This window comes from Streptomyces alboniger (assembly GCF_008704395.1).
In the GTDB taxonomy this organism is placed as follows: Bacteria; Actinomycetota; Actinomycetes; order Streptomycetales; family Streptomycetaceae; genus Streptomyces; species Streptomyces alboniger.
In genome coordinates this window covers 6190761-6213731 of record NZ_CP023695.1, presented here as the reverse complement: position 1 = coordinate 6213731, position 22971 = coordinate 6190761, and the positions used below count along the sequence as shown (strand labels likewise).

At 70.0% G+C, this 22971-nt stretch carries 21 protein-coding genes; 10 read left to right on the top strand and 11 right to left on the bottom strand.

Annotated features, from left to right (window positions below; translation table 11 throughout):
* Position 1 precedes the first annotated feature (1 nt).
* The 6 genes from dapF (at position 2) to CP975_RS27395 (ending at position 5775) form a co-directional block, all read left to right on the top strand.
* Positions 2 to 871, top strand: coding sequence for a diaminopimelate epimerase (gene dapF, locus CP975_RS27420; protein ID WP_055530561.1), 870 nt, complete (start codon positions 2 to 4; stop codon positions 869 to 871).
* Complete coding sequence (cysK, locus tag CP975_RS27415) at positions 858 to 1844, top strand: cysteine synthase A (protein WP_055530563.1); 987 nt, start codon at positions 858 to 860, stop codon at positions 1842 to 1844. Before dapF ends, cysK begins: the two co-directional genes overlap by 14 nt.
* Positions 1845 to 1877: 33 nt before the next feature.
* Positions 1878 to 3002, top strand: coding sequence for a homoserine O-acetyltransferase MetX (metX, locus tag CP975_RS27410; protein WP_055530565.1), 1125 nt, complete (start codon positions 1878 to 1880; stop codon positions 3000 to 3002).
* 143 nt (positions 3003 to 3145) lie between these two features.
* Positions 3146 to 3892, top strand: coding sequence for an SDR family oxidoreductase (locus tag CP975_RS27405; protein ID WP_281292891.1), 747 nt, complete (start codon positions 3146 to 3148; stop codon positions 3890 to 3892).
* Between the two features lie 69 nt (positions 3893 to 3961).
* Positions 3962 to 4861: an ATP-grasp domain-containing protein gene (locus tag CP975_RS27400; protein ID WP_055530569.1), complete on the top strand. Its 900-nt coding sequence runs from the start codon at positions 3962 to 3964 to the stop codon at positions 4859 to 4861.
* The gene (locus tag CP975_RS27395) at positions 4858 to 5775 is read left to right on the top strand and encodes a DMT family transporter (protein ID WP_199782972.1); all 918 of its coding nucleotides are present in this window, start codon (positions 4858 to 4860) and stop codon (positions 5773 to 5775) included. The genes CP975_RS27400 and CP975_RS27395 overlap by 4 nt, the downstream gene beginning before the upstream one ends.
* A 49-nt stretch (positions 5776 to 5824) precedes the next feature.
* On the opposite strand, the gene CP975_RS27390 is transcribed toward CP975_RS27395, so the two are convergent.
* The 3 genes from CP975_RS27390 to CP975_RS27380 all read right to left on the bottom strand — a co-directional run bounded on the left by CP975_RS27390 (position 5825) and on the right by CP975_RS27380 (position 8647).
* Positions 5825 to 6862, bottom strand: coding sequence for a D-alanine--D-alanine ligase family protein (locus tag CP975_RS27390; protein ID WP_070321206.1), 1038 nt, complete (start codon positions 6860 to 6862; stop codon positions 5825 to 5827).
* 200 nt (positions 6863 to 7062) lie between these two features.
* The gene (locus CP975_RS27385; RefSeq protein WP_055530571.1) at positions 7063 to 7803 is read right to left on the bottom strand and encodes a TSUP family transporter; all 741 of its coding nucleotides are present in this window, start codon (positions 7801 to 7803) and stop codon (positions 7063 to 7065) included.
* Between the two features lie 217 nt (positions 7804 to 8020).
* Complete coding sequence (locus CP975_RS27380; RefSeq protein ID WP_055530573.1) at positions 8021 to 8647, bottom strand: TetR/AcrR family transcriptional regulator; 627 nt, start codon at positions 8645 to 8647, stop codon at positions 8021 to 8023.
* A 94-nt stretch (positions 8648 to 8741) separates the two neighbouring features.
* Here CP975_RS27380 and CP975_RS27375 point away from each other — a divergent pair, with 94 nt between their 5' ends.
* Positions 8742 to 9227 carry a DUF1453 domain-containing protein gene (locus tag CP975_RS27375; RefSeq protein WP_246201642.1) on the top strand — a complete coding sequence of 162 codons (486 nt, stop codon included), beginning with the start codon at positions 8742 to 8744 and terminating at the stop codon, positions 9225 to 9227.
* Between the two features lie 98 nt (positions 9228 to 9325).
* Here the strand turns inward: CP975_RS27375 and CP975_RS27370 are convergent, their stop codons facing one another.
* The 3 genes from CP975_RS27370 to CP975_RS27360 all read right to left on the bottom strand — a co-directional run bounded on the left by CP975_RS27370 (position 9326) and on the right by CP975_RS27360 (position 12360).
* Positions 9326 to 10111, bottom strand: coding sequence for a carbon-nitrogen hydrolase family protein (locus CP975_RS27370; RefSeq protein WP_055530575.1), 786 nt, complete (start codon positions 10109 to 10111; stop codon positions 9326 to 9328).
* The gene (locus tag CP975_RS27365; RefSeq protein ID WP_055530577.1) at positions 10108 to 11553 is read right to left on the bottom strand and encodes a class I adenylate-forming enzyme family protein; all 1446 of its coding nucleotides are present in this window, start codon (positions 11551 to 11553) and stop codon (positions 10108 to 10110) included. Before CP975_RS27365 ends, CP975_RS27370 begins: the two co-directional genes overlap by 4 nt.
* A 189-nt stretch (positions 11554 to 11742) precedes the next feature.
* On the bottom strand, positions 11743 to 12360 hold the full coding sequence (locus CP975_RS27360) for a thioesterase II family protein (RefSeq protein WP_167532738.1): 618 nt from the start codon (positions 12358 to 12360) through the stop codon (positions 11743 to 11745).
* Positions 12361 to 12737: 377 nt separating this feature from the next.
* Here CP975_RS27360 and CP975_RS27355 point away from each other — a divergent pair, with 377 nt between their 5' ends.
* Together CP975_RS27355 and CP975_RS27350 are read left to right on the top strand one after the other, a co-directional pair.
* Positions 12738 to 13640 carry an ATP-binding cassette domain-containing protein gene (locus tag CP975_RS27355; protein ID WP_246201640.1) on the top strand — a complete coding sequence of 301 codons (903 nt, stop codon included), beginning with the start codon at positions 12738 to 12740 and terminating at the stop codon, positions 13638 to 13640.
* A 2-nt stretch (positions 13641 to 13642) separates the two neighbouring features.
* Positions 13643 to 14392 (top strand): ABC transporter permease, encoded by a 750-nt coding sequence (locus CP975_RS27350; protein ID WP_051820200.1) that lies wholly within the window; start codon positions 13643 to 13645, stop codon positions 14390 to 14392.
* 101 nt (positions 14393 to 14493) lie between these two features.
* Here CP975_RS27350 and CP975_RS27345 read toward each other — a convergent pair whose 3' ends face one another.
* From CP975_RS27345 to CP975_RS27325, 5 genes are all read right to left on the bottom strand, one after another.
* Complete coding sequence (locus tag CP975_RS27345; protein WP_150477451.1) at positions 14494 to 16275, bottom strand: acetyl/propionyl/methylcrotonyl-CoA carboxylase subunit alpha; 1782 nt, start codon at positions 16273 to 16275, stop codon at positions 14494 to 14496.
* A gap of 81 nt (positions 16276 to 16356) precedes the next feature.
* Positions 16357 to 16587: an acyl-CoA carboxylase epsilon subunit gene (locus CP975_RS27340; RefSeq protein ID WP_150477450.1), complete on the bottom strand. Its 231-nt coding sequence runs from the start codon at positions 16585 to 16587 to the stop codon at positions 16357 to 16359.
* Positions 16584 to 18176: an acyl-CoA carboxylase subunit beta gene (locus CP975_RS27335; RefSeq protein ID WP_055532200.1), complete on the bottom strand. Its 1593-nt coding sequence runs from the start codon at positions 18174 to 18176 to the stop codon at positions 16584 to 16586. The genes CP975_RS27340 and CP975_RS27335 overlap by 4 nt, the downstream gene beginning before the upstream one ends.
* Positions 18176 to 19933: a fatty acyl-AMP ligase gene (locus tag CP975_RS27330; protein ID WP_055532202.1), complete on the bottom strand. Its 1758-nt coding sequence runs from the start codon at positions 19931 to 19933 to the stop codon at positions 18176 to 18178. The genes CP975_RS27335 and CP975_RS27330 overlap by 1 nt, the downstream gene beginning before the upstream one ends.
* Before the next feature lie 56 nt (positions 19934 to 19989).
* Positions 19990 to 21624, bottom strand: a complete 1635-nt coding sequence (locus CP975_RS27325; RefSeq protein WP_425474284.1) for a flavin monoamine oxidase family protein — start codon at positions 21622 to 21624, stop codon at positions 19990 to 19992.
* 470 nt (positions 21625 to 22094) lie between these two features.
* Here CP975_RS27325 and CP975_RS27320 point away from each other — a divergent pair, with 470 nt between their 5' ends.
* Positions 22095 to 22961 carry an ACP S-malonyltransferase gene (locus tag CP975_RS27320; RefSeq protein WP_246201639.1) on the top strand — a complete coding sequence of 289 codons (867 nt, stop codon included), beginning with the start codon at positions 22095 to 22097 and terminating at the stop codon, positions 22959 to 22961.
* The last annotated feature ends 10 nt before the right edge of the window (positions 22962 to 22971 follow it).

Sequence of the window (22971 nt, the reverse complement as noted above, 5' to 3'; positions counted from 1 at the left end):
GATGAGGACGAGCCCGTTCGAGCCGTCGCCCGCTCTGCACTTCAGCAAGATGCACGGTGCCGGAAACGACATCATTCTTCTCGATCTGCGTGACGCACCGGCGCCCTCACCGGAATGGTGCCGTGCGCTGGCCGACCGCCACACCGGTGTCGGCTGCGACATGATTCTCGGGGTCGGAGCTCCGCGCAGCGCCGAAGCGGTCGCGTCGTACGGCATCTGGACAGCCGACGGCTCGCCCTCGCGGCAGTGCGGAAACGGTGCCCGTTGCGTGGCGGCCTGGCTCGTGCGCTCCGGCCTGGCGCAGGGGCCCCGGTTCGTGTTGGACAGCCCGTCCGGCTCCCATGCCGTGGAGGTGCTCGACCCGCACACCATGCGCATCGCCATGGGCGTGCCCCAGTTCTCCCCGGCGGCCATTCCTCTTGCGGGCTATGAGGACGAGGAGGAGGTGTACGAAGCCGACCTGGGGTGGGCTCGGCCGCTGCGTTTCTCGGCCGTCTCGACGGGAAATCCGCACGCGGTCATCGAGGTCGACGACGTGGACAGCGCGCCCGTCGCCGAGGTGGGTCCGGCTCTGCGCGGCTCGGCGGTCCTGCCACCGACCGTCAACGTGGGCTTCGTCCAGGTCGTCTCGCGCGACCGTCTCCGCCTGCGCGTCCATGAGTACGGCGCCGGCGAGACCCTCGCCTGCGGCAGCGGGGCGTGCGCCGCCGCGGCCGTCCTGATGCGGCGAGGCCGCATCGACCGCGATGTCTCGGTCTCCCTGCCCGGCGGCACCTTGCGGATCCACTGGCCTGACGACACCGCACAGATACACATGGCCGGACCGGCCGCATTCGTTTACGAAGGAAAGATCCCCTATGCCGCTCTATAACAGCATCCTGGACACCGTGGGGCGTACGCCCATCGTCAAGCTGCACCGGATGGCGCCGGAACACACCTCGGTCTACGTCAAGGTGGAGTCGTTCAATCCCGGTGGCTCGGTGAAGGACCGTCTCGCGCTCTCCATCATTCTCGACGCCGAGGCGAAGGGCCTTCTCAAGCCCGGCGACACCATCGTCGAGTGCACGTCGGGGAATGTCGGGATCGCTCTGGCGATGGTCTCGGCGGCGCGCGGCTACCAGTTCGTGGCGGTCATGGGCGACACCTATTCGGTGGAACGCCGCAAGCTGATCCGCGCCTACGGCGGCAAGGTCATCCTGTTCCCGGGCTCCGAGGGCAGCAAGGGCGGGAACCGGATCGCCGACGAGCTGGCCGAGAAGCACGGCTGGTTCCGGGCCAGGCAGTTCGAGAACCCGGCCAATCCCGCCTACCACCGGGAGACCACCGCCGCGGAGATCCTGAGCGATTTCGCCGGGAAGCGCCTGGACTACTTCGTCACCGGGTTCGGCACCAGCGGGACCCTCACCGGCGTCGGGCAGATGCTGAAGCGGGCACGGCCCGACGTACGCGTCGTCGCCTTCGAACCGGACAAGGCAGCCGTACTGGCCGGTCAGGAGTGGAACACCCACCAGATCCAGGGGCTGGCCCCCAATTTCGTCCCGGGCGTCCTCGACCGGAGCGTCATCGACGACCTGCTGACCGCCGATGAGGTGGTGGCGCGGGACACCGCTCGCCGTCTCGCGGTGGAGGAGGGCATCTTCGCCGGCATCTCCGCCGGTGCCACCCTGGCGACGGCGCTGCGTGTGGCGGAGAACGCGCCCGCGGGCTCGGTGCTGCTGGCCATGCTGCCGGACACGGGTGAGCGCTACCTGTCCACCTTCCTGTTCGACGGCATGAACGAGGGCTCGGACGACGACTGGCTGGGCTCGCTCGACGCCGCGTCCGGCGCGACCCCGGGCCAGTAGGCCCTTCGCGATCCCTCAGGCGGGACTAGGTTAATGAGAGAATCCATCCGCCCGGAAACCCGGTTCGTCGACCTTCCGGCCGGTTTTGCCATGAAGCGCGGTGGCGTGCTGTACGGCGCCCGCATCGCATATGAAACCTTCGGTGAGCTGAACGCGGCACGCGACAATGCCATCCTGATTCTCACCGGCCTCTCGCCCGACGCACACGCGGCGTCGAACGAGCGTGACGCCACTCCCGGGTGGTGGGAGGGCATGGTGGGTCCCGGCAGGCCCATCGACACCGACCGCTGGCACGTCATCTGCGTCAACTCGCTGGGCAGCTGCAAGGGATCGACCGGGCCGGCCTCCGTCAACCCCGCCACCCGCGAGCCCTACCGGCTCGACTTCCCGCAGCTCTCCCTGGAGGACATCGCGGACGCGGCGGCCTATACGGTGCGCGCTCTGGGCTTCGAGCGCCTGGCCTGTGTGATCGGCACCTCCATGGGAGGGATGAGCGCGCTGGCCCTGCTGGCCCGGCACCCGGGTCTGGCACGCAGTCACATCAACATGTGCGGAGCGGTGCACTCCCTGCCGTTCTCGATCGCCGTCCGCTCCTTGCAGCGCGAGGCGATCCGCTCCGACCCGGACTGGAACCAGGGGCACTACGACGAGGAGAACTACCCTCGTCGGGGCATGCTCATGGCGCGGAAGCTCGGCATGATGACCTACCGCTCCGCCGAGGAGTGGGACAGCCGTTTCGGCCGGGCCCGCATGGAACCGGAACGGCGTGCGCCCGCGGAACCGGCGCCATTCGAACCGGAATTCAAGGTAGAGGGCTATCTCGAATTCCACGCACACCGCTTCGTGCGCGGTTTCGACCCCAACAGCTATCTCTACCTCAGCCACAGCATGGATCAGTTCGATCTCGGGGATTCATGCGGCGGCACGGCCGCTGAGGCGCTGTCCCGCATACGCGTCGAATCGGCGCTGGTGATGGGTGCGCGGACGGACATCCTGTTCCCCTGGCATCAGCAGCGCACCATAGCCGAGGGCCTCGGTGCCGGCGGTGCCGATGTCGAGTTCCTGCCACTTGACTCACCGGCAGGGCATGACGCCTTCCTGGTCGACATCGACCGGTTCGGTCCCCCCGTGGCGAAGTTCCTGTCCGTGGGCTGGTAGGAGACCGCCGCCCTCCTCGGCTTTCCTCGGCTTTCCTCGGCTTTCCTCGGTCTTCCTCGGTCTTCCTCGGTCTTCCTCGGTCTTCCTCGCTTCTTGATCCTCTTGATCCTCTTGATCGTTCCTCTTGAGATGGAGTCCCCGTTTTGCGTGCAAGGTCATCCCGCATAGCACTGGTCACCGGAGCCAATCGCGGAATGGGTTTCGAAATAGCCCGCCAGCTGTCCGAGAAGGGCGTCCACGTGCTCGTCTCCGGACGCGACACCGAGGCAGTCGCCAAGGCCGTCGAGGAGCTGCGGGGCAGCCACCTCGATGTCGAGGCCCTCACGCTCGACCTGACCTCCAGCGACAGCATCTCCACCGCTGCCGCCGAGGTCGAGCGCGCCTACGGCCGGCTCGACATCCTGGTCAACAACGCCGGCATCCGGATCGAGGAGTACGGCAAGCAGCCTTCCGAACAGCCCTTGCGGCAGTGGCGCGAGACGTTCGACACCAACGTCTTCGGTGTGGTGGAGGTGACCCAGGCCTTCCTGCCGCTGATCCGCAGGTCTCAGGCAGGGCGCATCGTGAACGTCTCCAGCCTGCTCGGGTCGCTGGGCACGCACAGTGACCCGGACTCCTACGCGTACAGCCCCATGTTCAAGTCGCTTCCCGCCTACAGCGCGTCCAAGAGCGCGATCAACTCCTGGACCGTGCACCTCGCCTACGAGCTGCGCGATACGCCGGTCAAGGTGAACGCGGTGCACCCGGGCTACACCAGGACGGACATGAACGAAGGCGCGGGTGACCTCGACATCCCGGACGGGGCGAGGACGAGCGTCGACATGGCCCTGCTCGACAGCGACGGCCCCACCGGCAGTTACGTGCACAGGGGCGAGACCGTCCCTTGGTAGGTCCTCCGGTGGCGCAGTGCCACCGATGACACCACTTCCCCCTCCCCCTCCCGAAAATGGACTGGCGATATGTTCTCCCTTGCCCTGGTCACCGACGCGGCCAGCCTCCCGATCGATTACGACATGCCGCCGCTGCTCGACGCGTGCAAGGAGGTCGGCTTCGCCCCCGAGGTGGTCTTCTGGGACGATCCGGCCGTCATCTGGTCCCGCTTCGACGCCGTCCTGATGCGCTCGCCGTGGACGTGGGTCGACCGGTTGCCCGAGTTCATCGCCCGGTGCGAGGAGATATCCGCCGAGACCCACCTCCTGAGCCCCATGCCGTTGGTGCGGTGGGCCCTCGACAAGCGTTATCTGCGGGACCTCGCGGCCCACGGCGTGCCGGTCGCACCGACCCAGGTGGTCGCCCCCGGTGAACAGCCGTCGACAGCGCTGGGGGACTTCCTGGCGGCTCATCCGGACGCCCGCGAATTCGTCATCAAGCCGTCGAACGCCTGCTACTCCAAGGACGTCCAGCGCTATCCCCGGCAGAACGTGGACGTTGCGGCGGAGCACATCGCCCGGCTGCACGAAAGCGGCAGTCACGTCATCCTCCAGCCCTACATAGAGTCGGTCGACCGCGAGGGCGAGATCGACCTGACGTACTTCGACGGCGCCTACAGCCACGCCATCCACAAGGGCGCGATGCTGATGCCGGACGGCACGGTGAACGTGCCGACGCTGGAGTACCGCAAGGCCAGGGTCGCCGACGAGGACGAGCGCGCCGTCGCCGCCGCCGCTCTGGAGGCCTCGGCGGCGACCCTGGGGATCGAGCCTCCCCTGCTCTACGGACGTATCGATCTGATCCGCGACCGTGACGGCAAACCGATGGTGCTCGAAATGGAGTTGTGTGAGCCGTCGCTCAACCTCTCCTTCAGTGAGGGCAGCGCACTGCGATTCGCCCGCGCCCTGGCCGAGCGGCTGAAGCCGTGACCCGCACGGCCACGGTCACCAGGCGCGGCGACGGGGCCACCGGGCGGCAGACGCCGCAGCGGCGCGGCACCGTGCTCGCCGCCCTCGGTGTGGTGAGCTTCTCCTTCAGCTTCCCGGGCACCGTTTGGGCGCTCGACGGATTCGGCCCGTGGAGCGCCACGGGAGTACGGGGTGTCCTGGCGGCCGCCATCGCGCTCTCGGCGCTCGTGGCGACCCGCGCCCCGCTGCCGTCACGCGCCGACCGGCCCGCGCTGGCCGTCGTCGCGGGGGGTTGCGGGATCGGGTTCCCGCTGCTCACCACCCTCGCCCTACAGACGTCGTCCACAGCGCACTCGGCGGTCGTCATCGGCGTACTGCCGGTGGCGACGGCGGCGATCTCGGCCGCCCTGACGCGGCACCGCCCCTCGAAGATGTTCTGGGGCGCGGCCGGGACCGGCGCGGCCACCGTGATCGTCTTCACGCTTCTGCAGAACCGCGGACAACCGACGCTCGCGGACCTGTACCTCTTCGCCGCGCTCCTCGTCTGCGCGGCCGGTTACGCCGAAGGCGGGCGGCTCTCGGCCCATATGCCGGGGTGGCGCGTCATCGCCTGGGGCGTCGTCCTGGCCGCCCCCGTCAACCTCCTGGTGTCCGCGGTGGCGCTTCCGCAGGAGCCGGTGCACCTGACGGTCAAGGCCGTGGTGGGGATGGTGTACATCGCCGGCGTCTCACAGTTCGGGGCCTTCGTCGTCTGGTACCAGGGCATGGGTCTCATCGGTGTGCCCAAGACCAGCCAACTCCAGCTCGCGCAGCCGCTGCTGACGCTCGTGTGGTCCGTGCTCCTGCTCGGTGAACACCTCACGCCCGCCGCTCCGGTGGCCGCCGTCATCGTGCTCGCGTGCATCGTCGTCACCCAGCGCGCCAGGTCGTCGTAGCTCCCCCGGCGCCGCCCGCCGCACCGACGTCGGCGGGCGGCGCCGACGGTCAGCGCGTGGCGAGCCCGATGAGGCGCTGGATCAGCTCGGGGTAGGTCCAGCCGGCACCGCTCGCCGCGAGCGGCAACAGGCTCGTGGCGGTCAGGCCCGGCAGGGCGTTCACCTCCAGGCACATCGGCTCGCCCCTGCTGTCGCAGCGGAAGTCGGTGCGCGAGTACGCGTTGTCGTCGAACCCGAGTGCGCGATGCGCCCGGTGAGCGAGATCCTGCAACCGGGAAGCGAAGTCCGGCTGGACGCGGGCGGGGCACACCTCGCTCACGGCTCCGGGCTGGTACTTGGCGGCGTAGTCGAACAGGGGGGTCGTCAGCTCGATCTCGACCACGGGAAGCACCTGGTCACCGACCACGGCCACGGTGAACTCGCGTCCCGGCAAGAAGGGCTCCACCAGCAGCTCGACGCCGCTGGAGCGCACCTCGGCGGCTACGTGTCCGAATTGCGCCAGCGAGTCGACCCGGTACACCGACACGCTCGACCCGTCCGCCACGGGCTTCACCACCACCGGCCCCGTAGCCACCAGACGCTCCACGGCTTCCGGCACGGCGCCGTCCTCGGGCTTCCACAGATGCCGCTCGGCCACTGGCAGTCCGGCCGCACCGAGCACGGCCTGCCCGCGCCCCTTGTGCCACGCCGCGGCGCACGCCCCGCTGCCGGCGCCGGTGAAGCGGATACCCGCCATCTCCAGCAGTGCCTGCACATGGCCGTCCTCGCCCCAGCCGCCGTGCAGCGCCAGGAACACGACCTCGGCATCGCGCAGCAGTTCCAGCACCGGACCGCCCGTCAGGGCCGCGTACATGCGCCGCCGCCATTGCTCGCGCTCGGCCAGCGCGGGCGGTTCCTTCGCGACGACGCCCGCGTCGAGTACGTCCCCGGGCCTCAGCGGCCCCGCAAGGACCGGCTCCACCGCGGCGGGATCGACCAGCATCACTTCGTGGTCCCGCTCCAGCAGCGCTCGCGCGACCGACCGGCCCGAGGCCAGTGAAACGTCCCGCTCGGGGCTTTCTCCACCACACAAGATCACAACGCGCATGCGGGAATTCTGCCTCACGATCATCGCGCACCCGAATCCCTTCCCTCCTGAGGGATGGTCAGGAGACCGTCCCCGAGGGCGTGGTGCCGATCAGCCGGTGACGAGCAGCCCGGCCCGGTCGTACGACCGGGCGATGGGGCCCGGCGTGATGGGCGCGGTACGCGTTCTCCGGCCGCGGTGTGGCCGTGGCCCAGCCCCTCTCATCCCGTGACGATCGCCGCCAGCCCTCGGACGAGGAGGACGAGCGCCGCGACCACCGCGAGGACGAGCACCGCGCCGCGCGTCCGGCCCCCGCCGTCCACCCGTCGCCGGATCGGCCCCGACAGCGCGAACCCGGCCACCACCGCGGGCAGCAGCAGGGCGCCGAAGCCCAGTTGGCGGACCGGCAGTCGGCCCACGACCGTGAGGGAGCCGAGCGAGAGCAGCGTCCCCGCCATGTAGAAGACGCTGAGCGTGCCGCGGACCGTGGGCCCCGGCTCCCGGTGGTAGACGAGCGCGATGAACGGGCCGCCGATGGACGACGTCGTCCCCGTGAGGCCCGCCACGGCTCCGGAGGCGATCAGCGTGCCCCGGTTCTTCGGCAGTCTGGCCGGGTCGAAGGCGAGCAGCGAGACGACGCCCAGGGTGATGCCCGCCGAGAGCAGGTCGAGCGTCGGCACCGAGACCACGAGAACGACGTACGAGGCCGCTGCCGTGCCCACGATCCGCCCGCCCATCGCCCAGGACACGCCGTACCAGTCGGTGTGGGAGATCTCCCTGACCGCCCCGAGCGCGGCCAGGACGGCGGCGACCAGGAGCAGCGACCCCGGCATGAGACTCGGCGCGGCGATCTGCACCACCGGCGCCGACACCAGGGCGAGGCCCACTCCCAGGCTGCCCTGGACCAGCGCGCCGAGGAACACCGCGGCGGACGCGAGGAGCAGGACGGACAGTTCAGGCATCGACGGGCTCCCCCGCGCGCATCCGCTCCCCGCCGAGCGACTGGACGAGAGCGGCGGCGAGCCCTCGTCCGCCCGCGGTGAGCTTCACGCCGCTTTCCCCCGCCCATGCTCAAGATCAAAAAGTTCGGTTCCCGTCCTTCCTACCTGGCCGGAGTGAGCGGGACAATCATTCGGAGGTAAAGCCGAGGCCTCGGCCCGGGGCGGCCCTGACCTGGGCTCACGCGGGCTCCTGGCCGGGGGCCAGGGCACGCAGGTGCCGGTGAAGGATCGCGCGCGCGTCGTCGGGCGGCATCAGATCGGGGTGGAGCACCCCGCCGAGGGTGAGGCCGTCCAGGAGGGCGGCCAGCCGCTGGGTCTCCAGCGCGATGTCGAGGTCGCCGGGGATGCCGCCGGAGCGCTGGGCCTCCAGCAGGACCCGTCCGATCAGCTCGCGCGCCTCCTCGTGCATCCGGCGCGCGCAGGGCCGGAACTCCGGGCGGGTGCGGGCGGCGGTGACGAACGCCAGCCAGACCACCGCCTCCTCGCGGCGCGTCTCGTCGAGGGGAAGGAACTCGGCGAACATCTCCTCGGTGCGGGTGCGGCGGTCGATGCCCGCGTCCGGGTCGAGGAGCTGCTCGGCGTGGCTGCGGACGCGGCCGTCGATGCGGCGCCGCAGCTCTTCCATGGTGAAGATCATCAGCTCGGTGTGGCTGGCGAAGTAGTGCCGCACGGAACCGATGGCGAGCCCGGCCTCCTGGGCGACGTTCCGCAGGGAGGCGCTTTCGAGGCCCTCCCTGCCCACGATGCGGAGAACGGCTCGGGCGACATCCTGGCGCCGGGTTTCGGCTACGACGACTCTTGGCATGTTGCTGTTATAGCACGGGCTTGCTAAATTAATTTGGCGCCCTGCTGGGGCACGGACAGGCCAGGAACAAAGGGGTGCAGTGGTGGACACGTGGATGCTCGTAACGATCATCGCCGTAGGCGCGGTCGCAGTGGTGATCAAGCGCCTGATGGGTGAACCGCTCAACGCCCGGGACCTCTTCGCGCCACCGCTGGTCCTCACCGGCCTCGGGATATGGGCGCTGACCGAGGTGAAGGGACTGACCGGTACGGACATCGGCTGGGTCATCGCCGGTTCGGTGCTCGGTGTCGGGCTCGGCGCGGTGCGTGGCGCCACCATCCAGGTCTATCCCAAGGAAGGGATCCTCTACCAGCGTTACACCGGCAAGACGTTCCTCGTGATCATCGGGTCGCTGCTGATCATGGCCGCCTTCGGCTTCCTCGCGGTGCACATGGGCATGCAGGCGGAGGCCCGGCCGATCAACCTCTCCATCGGCGTCGGATTCCTGGGCGAGGCGCTGGTCGTCGGCGCCCGCGGGCTGTCCACGGGGGTTCCCTTCGCCCCCGAGAAGCCGCGGCGCTTCGAGCGGCCGCGCATCTGACGGCCGCCCGCCGCGACGGCACGGCGCACGACGAGGGGCCCGGAGACAGTCACTGTCTCCGGGCCCCTCGTCACGTTCCGGCTCCTCGTCACGTCATGTCATGTCGTGTACAGCTCCGGGCGCCGGTCGCGCAGATACGTCGTGGAGGCGCGGGCGCGCTTGAGGACGAGCGGGTCGATGTCGGCCACGATCAGATCCTCGCCGTCCCCGGTGACGGCGTGCGTCGTGCCGTCCGGTGCCGCGATCGTGGTGTGGCCGCAGAAACTGAGACCGCCGTTGTCCCCGGTCCAGTTCGCGTACGCGATGTAGAGCTGGCTCTCGAAGGCGCGGGCCGGCACCAGCGTGCGGGCCACGAAATCCCAGGGCCGCATCAGTCCGGTGGGCACGACCAGCAGATCGGTGCCGGCCAGCGCGTGCGCCCGTACCGCCTCCGGGAACTCCACGTCGTAGCAGATCAGCATGCCCAGCGTCAGTCCGCCGAAGGACGCCTGCACCACCCCTTGCTCCCCGGGGGTGAAGCGGGCCCGCTCGGCCCGCCCGTACAGATGCGCCTTGCGGTAGACCGCGAGCGTCTCGCCCCCGGGCTCGACGAGGCGCGCGGAGTTGTACAGGGCGGGGCCGTCCGTCTCCGGCCAGCCGTGGACGATGCCGATGCCGAACTCCCGGGCGATGGCGGAGACCTCCGCGCACCGCTCTCCGTCCACGGGACCCGCGGCCTGGGCGAGATTGCCTGCCTGAAGGGGGTAGCCGCCGATCGAGATCTCGGGGGTGACGAGCAGCTCGGCCCCCTCATCGGCAGCGCGGCGCGCCGCTGTCCGCAGCTTCTCCAGAAGCTGACGCACATCGGTCGCGCCGCAAGCCGCCTGTAGACAAGCGATCCTCACTGAGTGTTTCCTCCGGGGGAATCACCGGGCCCGGCCTGCGATTCCCGCGCGAGCCGCTCCAACTGCCGCTTGTCCGGCTTGCCGTTGCGGTTGAGCGGGAACCGGTCCAGGACGACGACCCGGTCGGGGTGCTCAAAGGGAGCAAGCATGTCACAGAGCCGGTCGCGCCAGTACGCGGCCGTCTGCCCCCGCTCGTCCTCGACGAAGAACACCAGTCGCGACCCGCGGCGCTCGTCGGGCAGCGGGACGATCCTGGCGGAGCAGTCCAGAGCGGCCACCTTGCGTTCGATCAGCTCCGGATAGAGCGTGTAACCCATCCGGTGCACGGCGAACTTGCGGCCGAGCGGGTACACGTTGCCGTGCTCGTCCAGCTGGCCGAGGTCGCCGGTGCGCTGCCAGCCGTCGGGCGCGGGGATCAGGGCTCCGTCCTCGTCGAGGTGGCCCTCCATGCCGTCCGGGGTGTCCACCTCGATCTCGCCCGCCACGCCCGGCGCCACCTCGCGGCCGTCCTCGTCGACCACCCGCAGGCGGATGCCCTCCATCGTCCGGCCGCAGGCGACCGGGTTCTCGATGGTGGCGAAGGCGATGTTGCCCAGCTCGGTGCTGCCGTAGCTGTCCAGCAGAGGGCGGCCGAACTCCGCGACGTACCGGTCGACGAGCGGCCCGTCCAGGGGCGCGGCGCCGACACAGAACATGCGCACCTGCTCGACGTCGGCGCGCAGCACGGGCTTGCGGCCGATCAGGTTGAGCATGCTGCGGTAGCTGGAGGGCGTCGCGTCGATCACCGTGACCCCGGTCTCGCCCGCCATCCGCAGGGCCCGGTCAAGCCGCTTGTACGGCGCGATCACCAGCGAGCACCCGGTGATCCAGGCGATCAGCACCATGGAGAGCCCGTACTGGTGGGAGAAGGGCAGCAGCGGCATCAGCACGTCGTCCGCGACATGCCCGACCTGGTCGGCGTTGCGCCGCAGGTTCGTGAGGAACTTGGCGCCCGACTTGACGACGCCCTTGGGGGAACCGGTCGAGCCCGAGGTCCACATGATCAGGCCGTCGGGGCGCTCGCCCCACTCGTCGAACGACAGCCGCTGTTCGGTGAGTTCGCGGCCCGCCGCGGCCACCAGGATCTCGTAGAGGTGGATGGCGTCCAGATCGTCGTCGATCGGCGCGTCGTCGTCGACGAGGAGGACCTTGGCGCCGGTGCGCCGGATGATGCGCCGGGTCTCCTCCGCGTGCTCCTGCTGGTCGACGAGGACGATGGAGGCGCCGAGGTGCATGAGCCCCAGCAGCGTCCCGACCCAACCCGCCGAGTTGCCTGCCTTGAGCAGGACGCGCTGGCCCGGGCCGACACCGCGCTCGCGGAGCGCGTCGGCGATGCGCAGGGCTCCCTCCTCCGTTGCGGAGAGGGTTTGAACCGAGTCGTGGGCAAATATCTTCGAGGTCACTGTCGGGAGGTTCCTTCCTCGGGCTCGGACATGACCGGTGCGCAGAGCCGCGGACCGGGAAGGCGACCGTCCACAAGGGCGGTCCATCGTCCGGGACGGTGAGGGAACCGTGCCGCTACTGATGCGTAACACGGGCCCCACCAAGGAAGTTAGGCAGTATGCCCCCACTCGGGAACCCTTAACCTCCCCCTAGGCTCCCTTGTTCTCCGTGACGAGGAGCTGATCGTGGACGAGGTTGGCGACCTGCCGGCGGCTGATGTCGAGGTAGCCCCGAGCCCCCGGGAACACCTCCAGGTCGAAGGTTCCGCTGGTGCGGTGCCGCCAGTTCCGCACCGCCGACACCGGCGCCCTTCGGTCCCTCTCGCCGGTGAGTGCCACGACCGGGCACCGTAACTCCGGCCCGCTGTCGCGGACTTCGCTGCGCGCGGCACCCACGGCGCCCGAGACGAACAGGGTCGCGGGGACGACCCCCGCCTCCCGCTCCAGCCTGCGTGCCACCCGGTACGCCAGGTCGGCGCCCCTGCCGTGCCCGAAGAGCGCCAACGGCCGGTCCGTCCACTCCGCGAGGGTCTCGAAGGCGTCGCCGGCCAGGTCCGAGAGATCCCCGATCCGCGGGGGCGCGCTGCTGTCGAAGGCGTAGGAGTGCTGGAACACCAGCATCTCGACGGACGGCAGCAGGAGTTCCGCCAGACAGAGGAACGAGGACGTCGATTCGACACCGTGCGGAAAGGCGGCCAGCCTGAACTTGCCGGCGATCGAGGCATGCCGGATGCATATCAAATCCAGATCGGCACACACATGTGACACCAATGACCTTCCCCTTTCGAATCGATACTTACTTGTCGCATACATCGATTAGCGCGACATTACGACGGAGTGAAACCGGCAACCTGGACCCTATGGTTGAGGTCCGGGTGGAGATACTGGCAGCTCAGGACCAATTTCGGCCACTACCGGCCGACCGGGGCCCCGACCTAGCCTCCCCTGCACCCCACCCCCTGACCCCAGTTGAGTCCCGCAGGGGAGACTAGGGGTTGTCCGCCGAATTCCGCGCGCAATACATTCTTTTCTCCCTGCGCTCAGCGCATCATGCGAGACCGGATGAGGCACCGCCGATGATCAAGGTACGAGACCTTGCCAAAACGTTCCGCAGCCGAAAAAACACCGTAGAGGCCGTCCGGGGCGTGGACATCGACGTCGCGGAAGGCGAACTGGTCGGATTCCTCGGCCCCAATGGCGCGGGAAAGTCCACCACGCTGCGGATGCTCTCCACGCTGCTGCGCCCCACCTCGGGCGTGGCGATGGTCGCCGGCTGCGATCTGCTCGACGACCCCGCCGGAGTGCGCCGCCGCATCGGATACGTGGGGCAGGGCAACGGCGCCGGAGGCGACCAGCGCGTCGGCGAGGAGCTGATGACACAGGCCCAGCTGTACGGCATCGACCGCAGGCAGGCCCGCCTGCGGGTCGAGGAACTCCTCGGCCAGTACGACCTCACGGGCATGGAGACCCGGACGGTGTCCACCCTCTCCGGGGGCCAGCGGCGGCGTCTCGACATCGTGATGGGCGTGCTGCACCGGCCCCAACTGGTCTTCCTGGACGAGCCGTCCACCGCCCTCGACCCGCAGAGCCGCAGCAACCTGTGGGACCACATCAGGTCGCTGCGCGATCTGCACTCCACCACGGTGTTCCTCACCACGCACTACCTCGACGAGGTGGACGCCCTCTGCGAACGCATCCTGGTGATCGACGGCGGGCGGATCATCACCGAGGGCACCCCCGACGGCCTCAAGAGCGAGGTCTCCGGTGATCTGCTCGTCCTGGAGACCTCCGACCCGTCGAGCACGGCCGCGACCGCGGAACGCCTCCCGGGCGCCCGCGAGATCACCGTCGACGGCTCGACCGTACGGTTCCGGGTGCCGCTCGGTGGCTCGGTCCTCCCCGGCCTCCTGCGGGAACTCGACCGGAACCAGATCTCCGTCATGTCCGTACAGACCCACCGCCCGACCCTGGACGACGTGTTCCTCACCCTCACGGGCCGCAGTCTGCGCGACACGGACGCCGACTCCACCGACGAACAGGGAGAGTGACGGTGCACTACCTGAAGCAGACGCGCCTCATCTTCATCCGCTCCACCCGCCCGTGGGCCCGCAGCCCGCTCCAGCTCATCGTCGGGATATCCGGCCCGCTGGTCTATCTCGTGCTCTTCGGCCCCCTGCTGAAGAACACGCTGCCCGGCGACGTGGACGCCTGGCAGTGGTTCGTGCCCGGCATGCTGATGCAGCTCACCCTGTTCGGTGCCGCCTACGCCGGGTTCTCCCTCACCCCCGAGCTGCGCTCCGGGGTCATGGAGCGGCTGCGCGTCGCCCCCGTCAGCCGCGCCGCGCTGCTCTCCGGCCGCGTCCTGAGCGACCTGGCCCAACTGGGCATCCAGGGCGTCATGCTGCTCGCCGCGGCCACCGCCTTCGGTTTCCGCGCCCCGCTCCCCGCGGTCGTGCTGCTGCTGGCGCTGTCCTCCGTGCTCGCCGCCGGGATCAGCTCGGCCTCGTATGCGCTGGCCCTCATCCTCAAGCAGGAGAACCGCTTCGCCCCGCTGCTCAGCATGGTGCTGGTGCCGCTCATGCTGCTCTCCGGCGTGCTGCTCCCGATGAGTGCGGCGCCGGACTGGCTGTACGACCTGTCACGGGTCAATCCGCTGTCCCACGTGGTCGACGCGCTGCGTGCGATCACCGCCGGGGAGTACGCCTCCTCGACCACCCTGACCGGTGCCCTGGCCGCCCTCTCCCTGGTGGTCATCTTCGGCGCCTGGGGCATGCGGACCATGAACCGCGAACAGGGCTGAGGCCCCCGCGGCACCCGGCCGGGTGCCGCGCGTGTGACGGAGCCGGCCCCCCACCCGATCGGGTGGGGGGCCGGCTCCGTCACACGCGCCGCGGCAGCGGGTCAGTCCTTGATCTCGCAGATGACCGCCCCGGCCGAGACCGTCGCGCCCACCACGGCCGACAGGTCCTTGACGGTCCCGGCACGGTGGGCGGTGAGCGGCTGTTCCATCTTCATCGCCTCCAGGACCACGACGAGGTCGCCCTCCTCCACCTGGCTGCCGTCCTCGACGGCGAGCTTCACGATGGTTCCCTGCATCGGGGAGGTCAGCGACTCACCGGAGGCCGCCGCCGACGCCTTGGAGCCGCTCTTGCGTCGCGGGGCCTTCCTGCCGCCACCGGAGGCAGCGCCGGCGACCGCGGCCCCCAGGGACTCGGGGAGGGAGACCTCCAGGCGCTTGCCCGCGACCTCGACGACCACGGTCCTGCGGGCCGCGTCCACGGCGTCCGCCCCGGTGTCGGTGGCGGGTGCGGTGAAGGCCGGGATGTCGTTGACGAACTCGGTCTCGATCCAGCGGGTGTGGACGGTGAAGGGGTCGCTGGAGCCGGTCAGTTCGGGTGCGAACGCCGGGTCCTTGACGACGGCGCGGTGGAAGGGGATGGCGGTGGCCATGCCCTCCACATTGAACTCCGCCAGTGCACGCGCGGCACGCTGCAACGCCTGCTCGCGGGTGGCGCCGGTGACGATCAGCTTGGCCAGCAGCGAGTCCCAGGCCGGACCGATGACCGAGCCGGACTCCACGCCCGCGTCCAGGCGCACACCGGGACCCGAGGGCGCCTCGAACTTGGTGACCGTGCCGGGCGCGGGCAGGAAGTTGCGGCCCGGGTCCTCGCCGTTGATGCGGAACTCGAAGGAGTGCCCGCGCAGTTCGGGGTCGCCGTAGCCCAGTTCCTCGCCGTCGGCGATGCGGAACATCTCACGGACCAGGTCGATGCCGGCGACCTCTTCGGTGACCGGGTGTTCGACCTGGAGGCGGGTGTTGACCTCCAGGAAGGAGATCGTGCCGTCGACGCCGACGAGGAACTCCACGGTGCCCGCGCCGACGTAGCCGGCCTCCTTGAGGATCGCCTTGGACGAGGCGTACAACTCCGCGACCTGCGCCTCGGAGAGGAAGGGTGCCGGGGCCTCCTCCACCAGCTTCTGGTGGCGGCGCTGGAGCGAGCAGTCCCGGGTGGAGACCACGACCACGTTGCCGTGCTGGTCGGCCAGGCACTGGGTCTCCACGTGCCGGGGCTTGTCGAGGTAGCGCTCCACGAAGCACTCACCGCGGCCGAAGGCCGCCACCGCCTCGCGCACCGCCGAGTCGTACAGCTCGGGGACCTCTTCCAGGGTGCGGGCGACCTTCAGGCCGCGCCCGCCACCACCGAAGGCGGCCTTGATGGCGATGGGCAGGCCGTGCTCCTTCGCGAAGGCCACGACCTCCTCCGCACCCGAGACCGGGTCGGGCGTGCCCGCGACCAGCGGGGCACCGGCACGCTGGGCGATGTGCCGGGCGGCGACCTTGTCCCCCAGGTCGCGGATGGCCTGCGGCGGCGGGCCGATCCAGATCAGGCCCGCGTCGATGACGGCCTGCGCGAAGTCGGCGTTCTCCGAAAGGAAGCCGTAACCGGGGTGGATCGCGTCCGCCCCCGAGTCCCTGGCCGCCGCCAGCACCTTGGAGATGTCCAGGTAGCTGGTGGCCGGAGTGTCACCGCCCAGCGCGAACGCCTCATCGGCCGCCCGCACATGCAGAGCGTCCCGGTCGGGATCCGCGTAGACGGCAACACTCGCGATCCCCGCATCCCGGCATGCCCGGGCAACACGGACAGCGATTTCGCCACGGTTGGCGATCAGGATCTTGTGCACGATGAACTCCTACGTCCCATGTGGTCGTTGATGGCGGCGACCGCCGCGCGGCGCCGGGCGGCCTGCCCGGCCGTGACCCGGTCAGCCACCGAACCCGCCTCGCTCGGGCGGGCGTGTCATGCGCTGCGCGGGCGCGCCCCAGCGGCGGCGCGGCCGCGGGCCCGCGGTGTCCCGGCTCGCCGTCCGCTCCGTCAGCAGCGCCGTCACCGCGACCACCACCGCGGCGAGTTCCTCTCCCGTCGGGCGGCCTCGCTCCACCCGCAGCCCGGCTGCCTCGTGGGGGGTGGTGACCCCCTCGTCCCGAGCGCTCACAGGGGGATGTTGCCGTGCTTGCGCGGCAGCCGGTGGGCTCGCTTGCCGCGCAGTGTCTCCAGTGCGCCCGCGATGCTCGCCCGGGTCTCGTGAGGCATGATCACCGCGTCCACGTAGCCGCGCTCGGCGGCCGTGTACGGGTTGCACAGCGCCTGCTCGTACTCCTCGCGCAGCCGTGTCCGCTCGGCGGCCGGGTCCTCGGCCTCCGCCACCGCGCGGCGGTGCAGCACGCTCACCGCGCTCTCGCCTCCCATGACCGCGATCTCGGCGGTCGGCCAGGCCAGGTTGACGTCGATGCCCAGGTGCTTGGAGCCCATGACCCCGTATCCGCCGCCGTACGCCTTGCGGGTGACCACGGTGACCATCGGCACGGTGGCCTCGGCGTAGGCGTAGATGAGCTTGGCACCCCTGCGGATGATGCCGCCCTGCTCCTGTTCGAGGCCCGGCAGGAAGCCCGGCACGTCGACGAAGCTGAGGATCGGCACGTGGAAGGAGTCGCACATGCGGATGAAGCGCGCCGCCTTCTCGCTGGCGTCGATGTCCAGGGCGCCCGCCTGGACGATCGGCTGGTTGGCGACGATGCCCACGCTCTGGCCGTTGACCCGCCCCAGGCCGCAGACGACGTTCTGCGCGAACAGCGGCTGCACCTCCAGGAGTTCACCGGAGTCGAGCACGGTACGGATGACCCTGCGCATGTCGTACGGCTGGTTGGGGCTGTCGGGGATCAGCGTGTCCAGGGCCAGGTCCGCCTCGGTGAGGCCCGCGGGCTCGGTCACGTCGTAGTCCGGCGGGTCCTCCATGTTGTTGGAGGGCAGATGGCTGAGCAGCAGCCGGACGTACTCGAACGCGTCCTTCTCGTCCTGCGCCAGGTAATGGGCGTTTCCGGAGACGGTGTTGTGGCTGAGCGCCCCGCCCAGTTCCTCCCGGTCCACCGTCTGCCCCATGACGGTGCGCAGCACCTCGGGACCGGTGACGAACATGTGGGAGGTCTCCTCCACCATCACCACGAAGTCGGTGATCGCCGGCGCGTACACCGCGCCGCCCGCGCAGGGGCCCATCATCAGCGAGATCTGCGGGATGACGCCCGAGCCCTCGACGTGGCGCTTGACCAGCTCGGCGTAGTACGCGAGCGAGACCACGCCCTCCTGGATGCGGGCGCCGCCGGAGTCGTTGATGCCGATGATGGGGCAGCCGGTGCTGAGGGCCAGGTCCATCACCTTGACGATCTTCTCGCCGTACTTCTCGCCGAGGCTGCCGCCGAAGACCGTGAAGTCCTGGGCGAACACGCACACCTTGCGGCCGTCCACCTTGCCGTAGCCGGTGATCACGCCGTCGCCCAGCGGACGGTTGCGTTCCATGCCGAAGTCGTGGCTGCGGTGGCGGGCGAAGGCGTCCAGCTCGACGAACGTCCCGGGGTCGAGCAGCGCGTCGATGCGCTCCCTGGCCGTCATCTTGCCCTTGTCGTGCTGACGCCTGACCGCGTCGGATCCGGCGTGCGCGGCGAGTTCGTCGCGGCGGCGCCGCAACTCCGCCAGGCGCGCGGCCGTCCCGTTGCGGGCAGGGTTGTCGGGGGTCTCTTCCGATGCCATCAGGCGCTCCGCTCCGCTGCCACGGCAGGCTTCAGTTCGTTGTTCAGGTATCGCTCGCGGCAGGCTCGGCGCTGCACCTTGCCGCTGGTGGTACGGGGCAGGAGGCCGCGCCGTACGACGACGACCTCGTCCGTCTCGAGCCGTTGGCGTTCGTAGACGGCCCGGTGGACCAGGTCCTTCAGTTCCTGCGCTCCTGTGCCGCGCAGGGCCCTGCCGTCGGCCTCGACGACGACGATCAGGCGTTCTCTCTCACCGTCGTCCACGGAGAACGCCGCGGCGGCGTTCGGGTGCAGGCCCGGTGCCGCGTTCTCGGCGGACAGCTCGATGTCCTGCGGGTAGAAGTTCCGGCCGTTGCGGATGATGACGTCCTTGAACCGGCCGGTCACATACAGCTCCCCGTCGAGCAGGAAGCCCAGGTCACCGGTGCGCAGGTACGTCGCGTCGCCGGGGCCGTCCTGCCCGGCGATGGCCGCCCGGAAGGTCTCCTCGCTCTCGCGCTCCCGCCCGAGGTAGCCGGCGGCGACGCACGGCCCGTCCACCCAGATCTCGCCGACCCGGCCCTCGGGGCACTCGGTCAGCGCCACGGGGTCGACGATCCGCACCCGGGTGCCGGACACGGGGAAGCCCGACCCGACCAGGGGCTGTGCTCCCTCGGCGCCCGGGGCGCACAGGTCCGCCCGGCCGGCCAGCAGGGCCTCCGCGGCCACCCAGAGGACGGTCGGCTCCTGGCCGAGGCGGCTGCCGGTGGCCTTGAGGGTGTTCTCGGCGAGGCCGTAGCCCGGGCTCATGGCGGCGGGGTCGAAGCCGGCCGGTGCGAACGTCTCCGCGAACGTGCGCACGGCTCGCCAGCGCACGGGTTCGGCGCCGTTGGCCGCCACCCGCCAGCTCGACAGGTCGATGTCCGCGGCGACCTTGCCGTCCTGCTGGGCCCGTACGCAGAGTTCGTACGCGAAGCTCGGCGCGGCGGCGTGCGTGCCGCGGAACCGCGCTATCGCCTCCAGCCAGCGGCCGGGCCTGCGGATGAAGGCCTCGGGCGCCATCAGATAGGCGGGGATGCCCGAGCACAGCGGCATCAGCACGCCGAAGAGCATGCCCATGTCGTGGAAGAGCGGCAGCCAGGAGACGACCACGCCGTCGGGTCCGGCCGGCCACAGCTCCTCGGTCTCGGCGACGTTGCTCAGGAAGTTGGCGTGAGTGACCATCACGCCCTTCGGGTCGCCGGTGGAGCCCGAGGTGTACTGGAGCAGCGCGATGTCCTCGGGGCCCGGGCCCTCGCCCGTCCACGGGGCGTCCGGCAGCGCCTCGGTGTCGATGAGCGTGAGCCCGGCCAGCTCGGGCAGATCGCCGAACCGTTCCTCCAGGTCCCGCTTGACGGCGCCGGTGGTCAGGACGGTGCTGGTACCCGCGTCGTCCGCGATGCGGCGCAGCCGCTCCACGCCGCGCCGCCGGGTGGGCACCTGAACCGGGGCGCCGGCCACTCGCGCGTACATGCAGCCGAGCAGCGCTCGTACGAACTCCAGACCCGAGGGGTAGAGCAGCACGGCGTTGCCACCGCTCAGTCCGGCGCGCTCCAGGGCGGCGGCGCGGGAGCCCGCGTCGGCCTCCAGCTGCCGGTAGGTGAGGGACCCGTCGGGCTCCTCACCGTCGCGCAGGAACACGTAGGCGGTCTCGTCGGGCTGCTTCTCGCAGCGCAGACGGAGCGCCTGAGGCAGAGTCGAGACGTTGCCCGCCCGCACATCCGGTCCGGTCCTGGTCATGATCGTGATACCTCTTCCGCGAGGAGCATGGGGATTGATGGACAGACACGGCCGGCTCAGGCGTAGGGCAGTTCCACCGGGGCGAGCCGGTCGAAGAGGTCGCCGGGGCCGGGGTTGGCCGCCGGGGAGCGGCCGCCCAGATGGTTGACCACGCCCCACACCGCGTTCAGCGCGGTGGTCACCGCGCCCTCGGCGAAGCCCGCGGTCCAGGAGACGTCGTCGCCGCTGAGGAAGAACCCGCGGTGCGACGCGTCCATCCGGTCCTGCATGAAGTGGGTGAACAGCCGCCGCTGGTACCGGTACTGGCCCGGCAGGTTCGCCTTGAACGCGCCCATGAAATGGGGCTCGTTCTCCCAGGTGACGGTGATCGGCTCATCGATGATGTGCGACCGGATGTCGACCCCCGGGTAGATCTCGCCGAGCCGGTCGAGGAGTACGTCCAGGCGCCGGCCCGGGGAGAGGGTGGAGAACTTCAGCGAGTCGTCGTTCCAGGTGTACGACAGGCACATCACGCCGGGCCGGTCCGCTCCGTTGTCGAAGAGGTACACGCCGCGCGCGATCCGGTCGGTGAGGGTCATGCCCATCGTCTCCCGGCCGGTGCGCGGGTCGACGTCGCGCCAGAACGGGCGGTCCGTGAGGACGAAGACCTTGGAGGAGCCCATGTAGTGCGTGCGCTCCACCGCCGTCCAGTGTTCGGTCGGCAGCAGCCCCGGTTCGCAGTCGATCCGGTTCAGCAGCGTCCACAGATGCGGCGTGAACACCACCGCCGGGTAGGCGCTGACGTCCCCGGACGTGTCCTCGACCACGTAGTCGGATCCCTTGCGCCGCAGCCCCACGACGCCGGGCCGCGGGCCGCCGCCGTGCAGTGAGGAGAGGGAGGTGCCCTCGGGCCAGTGGACCGGTGACGCGGGCCGCCGCTCCCACAGGCCACGGGGCAGTTGCTGCACACCGCCGACGATGGAGAGCTGGTCGTCGTCGGCCTCGGTGAAGACGACCCGCAGGATCTCCAGGACGGAGTTGGGGAAGTCGGTGTCCCAGCCGCCCGTGCCGAAGCCGACCTGGCCGAAGACCTCACGGTGCCGGAAGGAGTGGAACGAGGACGAGGACGCCAGGAAGCCGTAGAAGGACTGGTCGTCGAGGTCGCGGACCAGGCGGTTCCAGACGGCCTTGAGGGTCACGATGTCGCGCTGCTGGATCGCGCCGCGCACCGTCGACAGCTCGGCCAGCTCCTGGAGCGTCTTCTCCCAGGCATCGGCGACCTCTTGGTAGAGCGTCGGCAGGTCGTCCTGCGAACGGGCCCAGTGCTGCTGGCCGTTGACGTCGATGAGCGTGCCGGGGGTGTCCGGCGCCAGCGGGTTGGGGAACGGCCGGGTGTCCAGGCCGAGCAGGTCGATGTAGTGGAACAGGGCCCGCGCCGACTTCGGGAAGCGCATCGCCCCGAGTTCGGCGACGTATTCGGGGCGGCTCGCGAAGGGGACGGCCCGCATACGGCCGCCCAGCTCGCCGGCCTCGTACACGACGGGCCGCAGGCCGAGCCGCATCAGTTCGTACGCGGCCGTCAGCCCGGAGATGCCACCACCGATCACGGCCACCGGCGTGCCGGCGCGATCGGGGGGCAATTCCCCGAGACCGGCGGGATGGCGCAGCCAGTCGTCGTAGGAGAAGGGGAAGTCCGGAACAAGCATGCTCATTGAAGCCGGGCTGGGTGACGTCATCAGGAATACCCTTCGGGCCGTTTCGGCGATGCTGGTCGGGGAATCAATGAAATTCCGGGAGGCTCCGCCCGCTCACGCCGCGCGAGCCGCATGTCGATGCCGTCGGTGTGGCCCGGCCGAATCGAATGGGGAACTGCCGGCCGAGGACCGCCTGCTCCGGCAGGCACACGCTATTTTTCGCCGGGCGGCACAGGCAACCCCTATCCCCCCTGCCTGTGTGACATGCGGGACGGGTCGGCGCGGTGACCGCGGGCCACGCAGTGAACGACAAGGGGTGTCTACGGGGTTGTCTTAGGGGGCCTATGGGGTGGCCGGGGGCCTGCCCGCCCCCATAGCGTCGGCCATGCTGTCCGCTGGCTGACTGTGGGTGAAATCTGATGGAAGAGAAGACAGCTGTCGTATTTCCGGGGATGGGACCGTCAAGCTTTTCCGCGGTCGGCAAATTCATGGTTCTCGACAGGTACGCGAGGCGCCGCATATCGGCCGCCGACAAGGCGCTCGGGTACTCGCTCCTCGACCGGTTCCACGGAGCCGAGGACGACTACTCGGAGTACACGCAGGTGGCCTTCCTGGTGAACTCCCTCGCGCTGGCCGACCGTGCCGAGGACCTCCTCGGGATGCGGCCCGACTACTGCGTCGGGCCGAGCTTCGGGCAGAAGGCCGCGGCCGCCTGGACAGGGGCGCTGGACTTCGCGGACACCGTCCGCATGACGGCTGAACTGGCCCGCTGCGAGCAGGAGTTCTTCGCTTCCGAGCACCAGGACGTGGTGACCCACTCCTGTGTGCGGGTCCCGGCGGAACCCTTCCAGGAGTATCTGGACGGGCTCACCGCGAACGGCGACTGGTACGACATCTCCGGCCGGCTCGACGAGGGCTTCCTCATGGTGTCGGTGCGGGAGCACCTCCTGGACGGCCTGAAGAAGGCCGTCGGCGCCATGGGCGGCTACTCCATGTACACGATGCGCCCGCCCGTGCACGCCGAGGCGTTCGGCGGGCTGCGCCGCAAGGCCGACGAGGAGGTCTTGTCCCGGTACGAGATCCGGGACCCGAAGCTCACCGTCGTCGCCGACCAGGACGGCAGTGTCGTGCGCACCGCGGACGCCATGCGGACCATGCTGCTCGACACGTTCGACAAGGCCATCAACTGGCCCGAGGTCGTCGATTCACTGCTCGGTCTCGGTGTGCGGAAGCTCTACATCACCGGTCCCGACAATCTGTTCCGGCGGGTGAAGTGCACCACCCGGAACTTCGACGTCGTGGCCGTCGATCCGAAAAGCGTTCTCCGGTCCACTCTGCGGCCCGCGAAAAGCTGATGCGCTGCGG

Coding starts and splice junctions, on each gene's coding strand:
- dapF (WP_055530561.1), top strand. CDS start 2: ATGAGGACGAGCCCGTTCGAGCCGTCGCCCGCTCTGCACTTCAGCAAG.
- cysK (WP_055530563.1), top strand. CDS start 858: ATGCCGCTCTATAACAGCATCCTGGACACCGTGGGGCGTACGCCCATC.
- metX (WP_055530565.1), top strand. CDS start 1,878: ATGAGAGAATCCATCCGCCCGGAAACCCGGTTCGTCGACCTTCCGGCC.
- CP975_RS27400 (WP_055530569.1), top strand. CDS start 3,962: ATGTTCTCCCTTGCCCTGGTCACCGACGCGGCCAGCCTCCCGATCGAT.
- CP975_RS27390 (WP_070321206.1), bottom strand. CDS start 6,862: ATGCGCGTTGTGATCTTGTGTGGTGGAGAAAGCCCCGAGCGGGACGTT.
- CP975_RS27385 (WP_055530571.1), bottom strand. CDS start 7,803: ATGCCTGAACTGTCCGTCCTGCTCCTCGCGTCCGCCGCGGTGTTCCTC.
- CP975_RS27380 (WP_055530573.1), bottom strand. CDS start 8,647: ATGCCAAGAGTCGTCGTAGCCGAAACCCGGCGCCAGGATGTCGCCCGA.
- CP975_RS27375 (WP_246201642.1), top strand. CDS start 8,742: ATGCTCGTAACGATCATCGCCGTAGGCGCGGTCGCAGTGGTGATCAAG.
- CP975_RS27335 (WP_055532200.1), bottom strand. CDS start 18,176: ATGGCATCGGAAGAGACCCCCGACAACCCTGCCCGCAACGGGACGGCC.
- CP975_RS27330 (WP_055532202.1), bottom strand. CDS start 19,933: ATGACCAGGACCGGACCGGATGTGCGGGCGGGCAACGTCTCGACTCTG.
- CP975_RS27325 (WP_425474284.1), bottom strand. CDS start 21,624: ATGAGCATGCTTGTTCCGGACTTCCCCTTCTCCTACGACGACTGGCTG.
- CP975_RS27320 (WP_246201639.1), top strand. CDS start 22,095: ATGGTTCTCGACAGGTACGCGAGGCGCCGCATATCGGCCGCCGACAAG.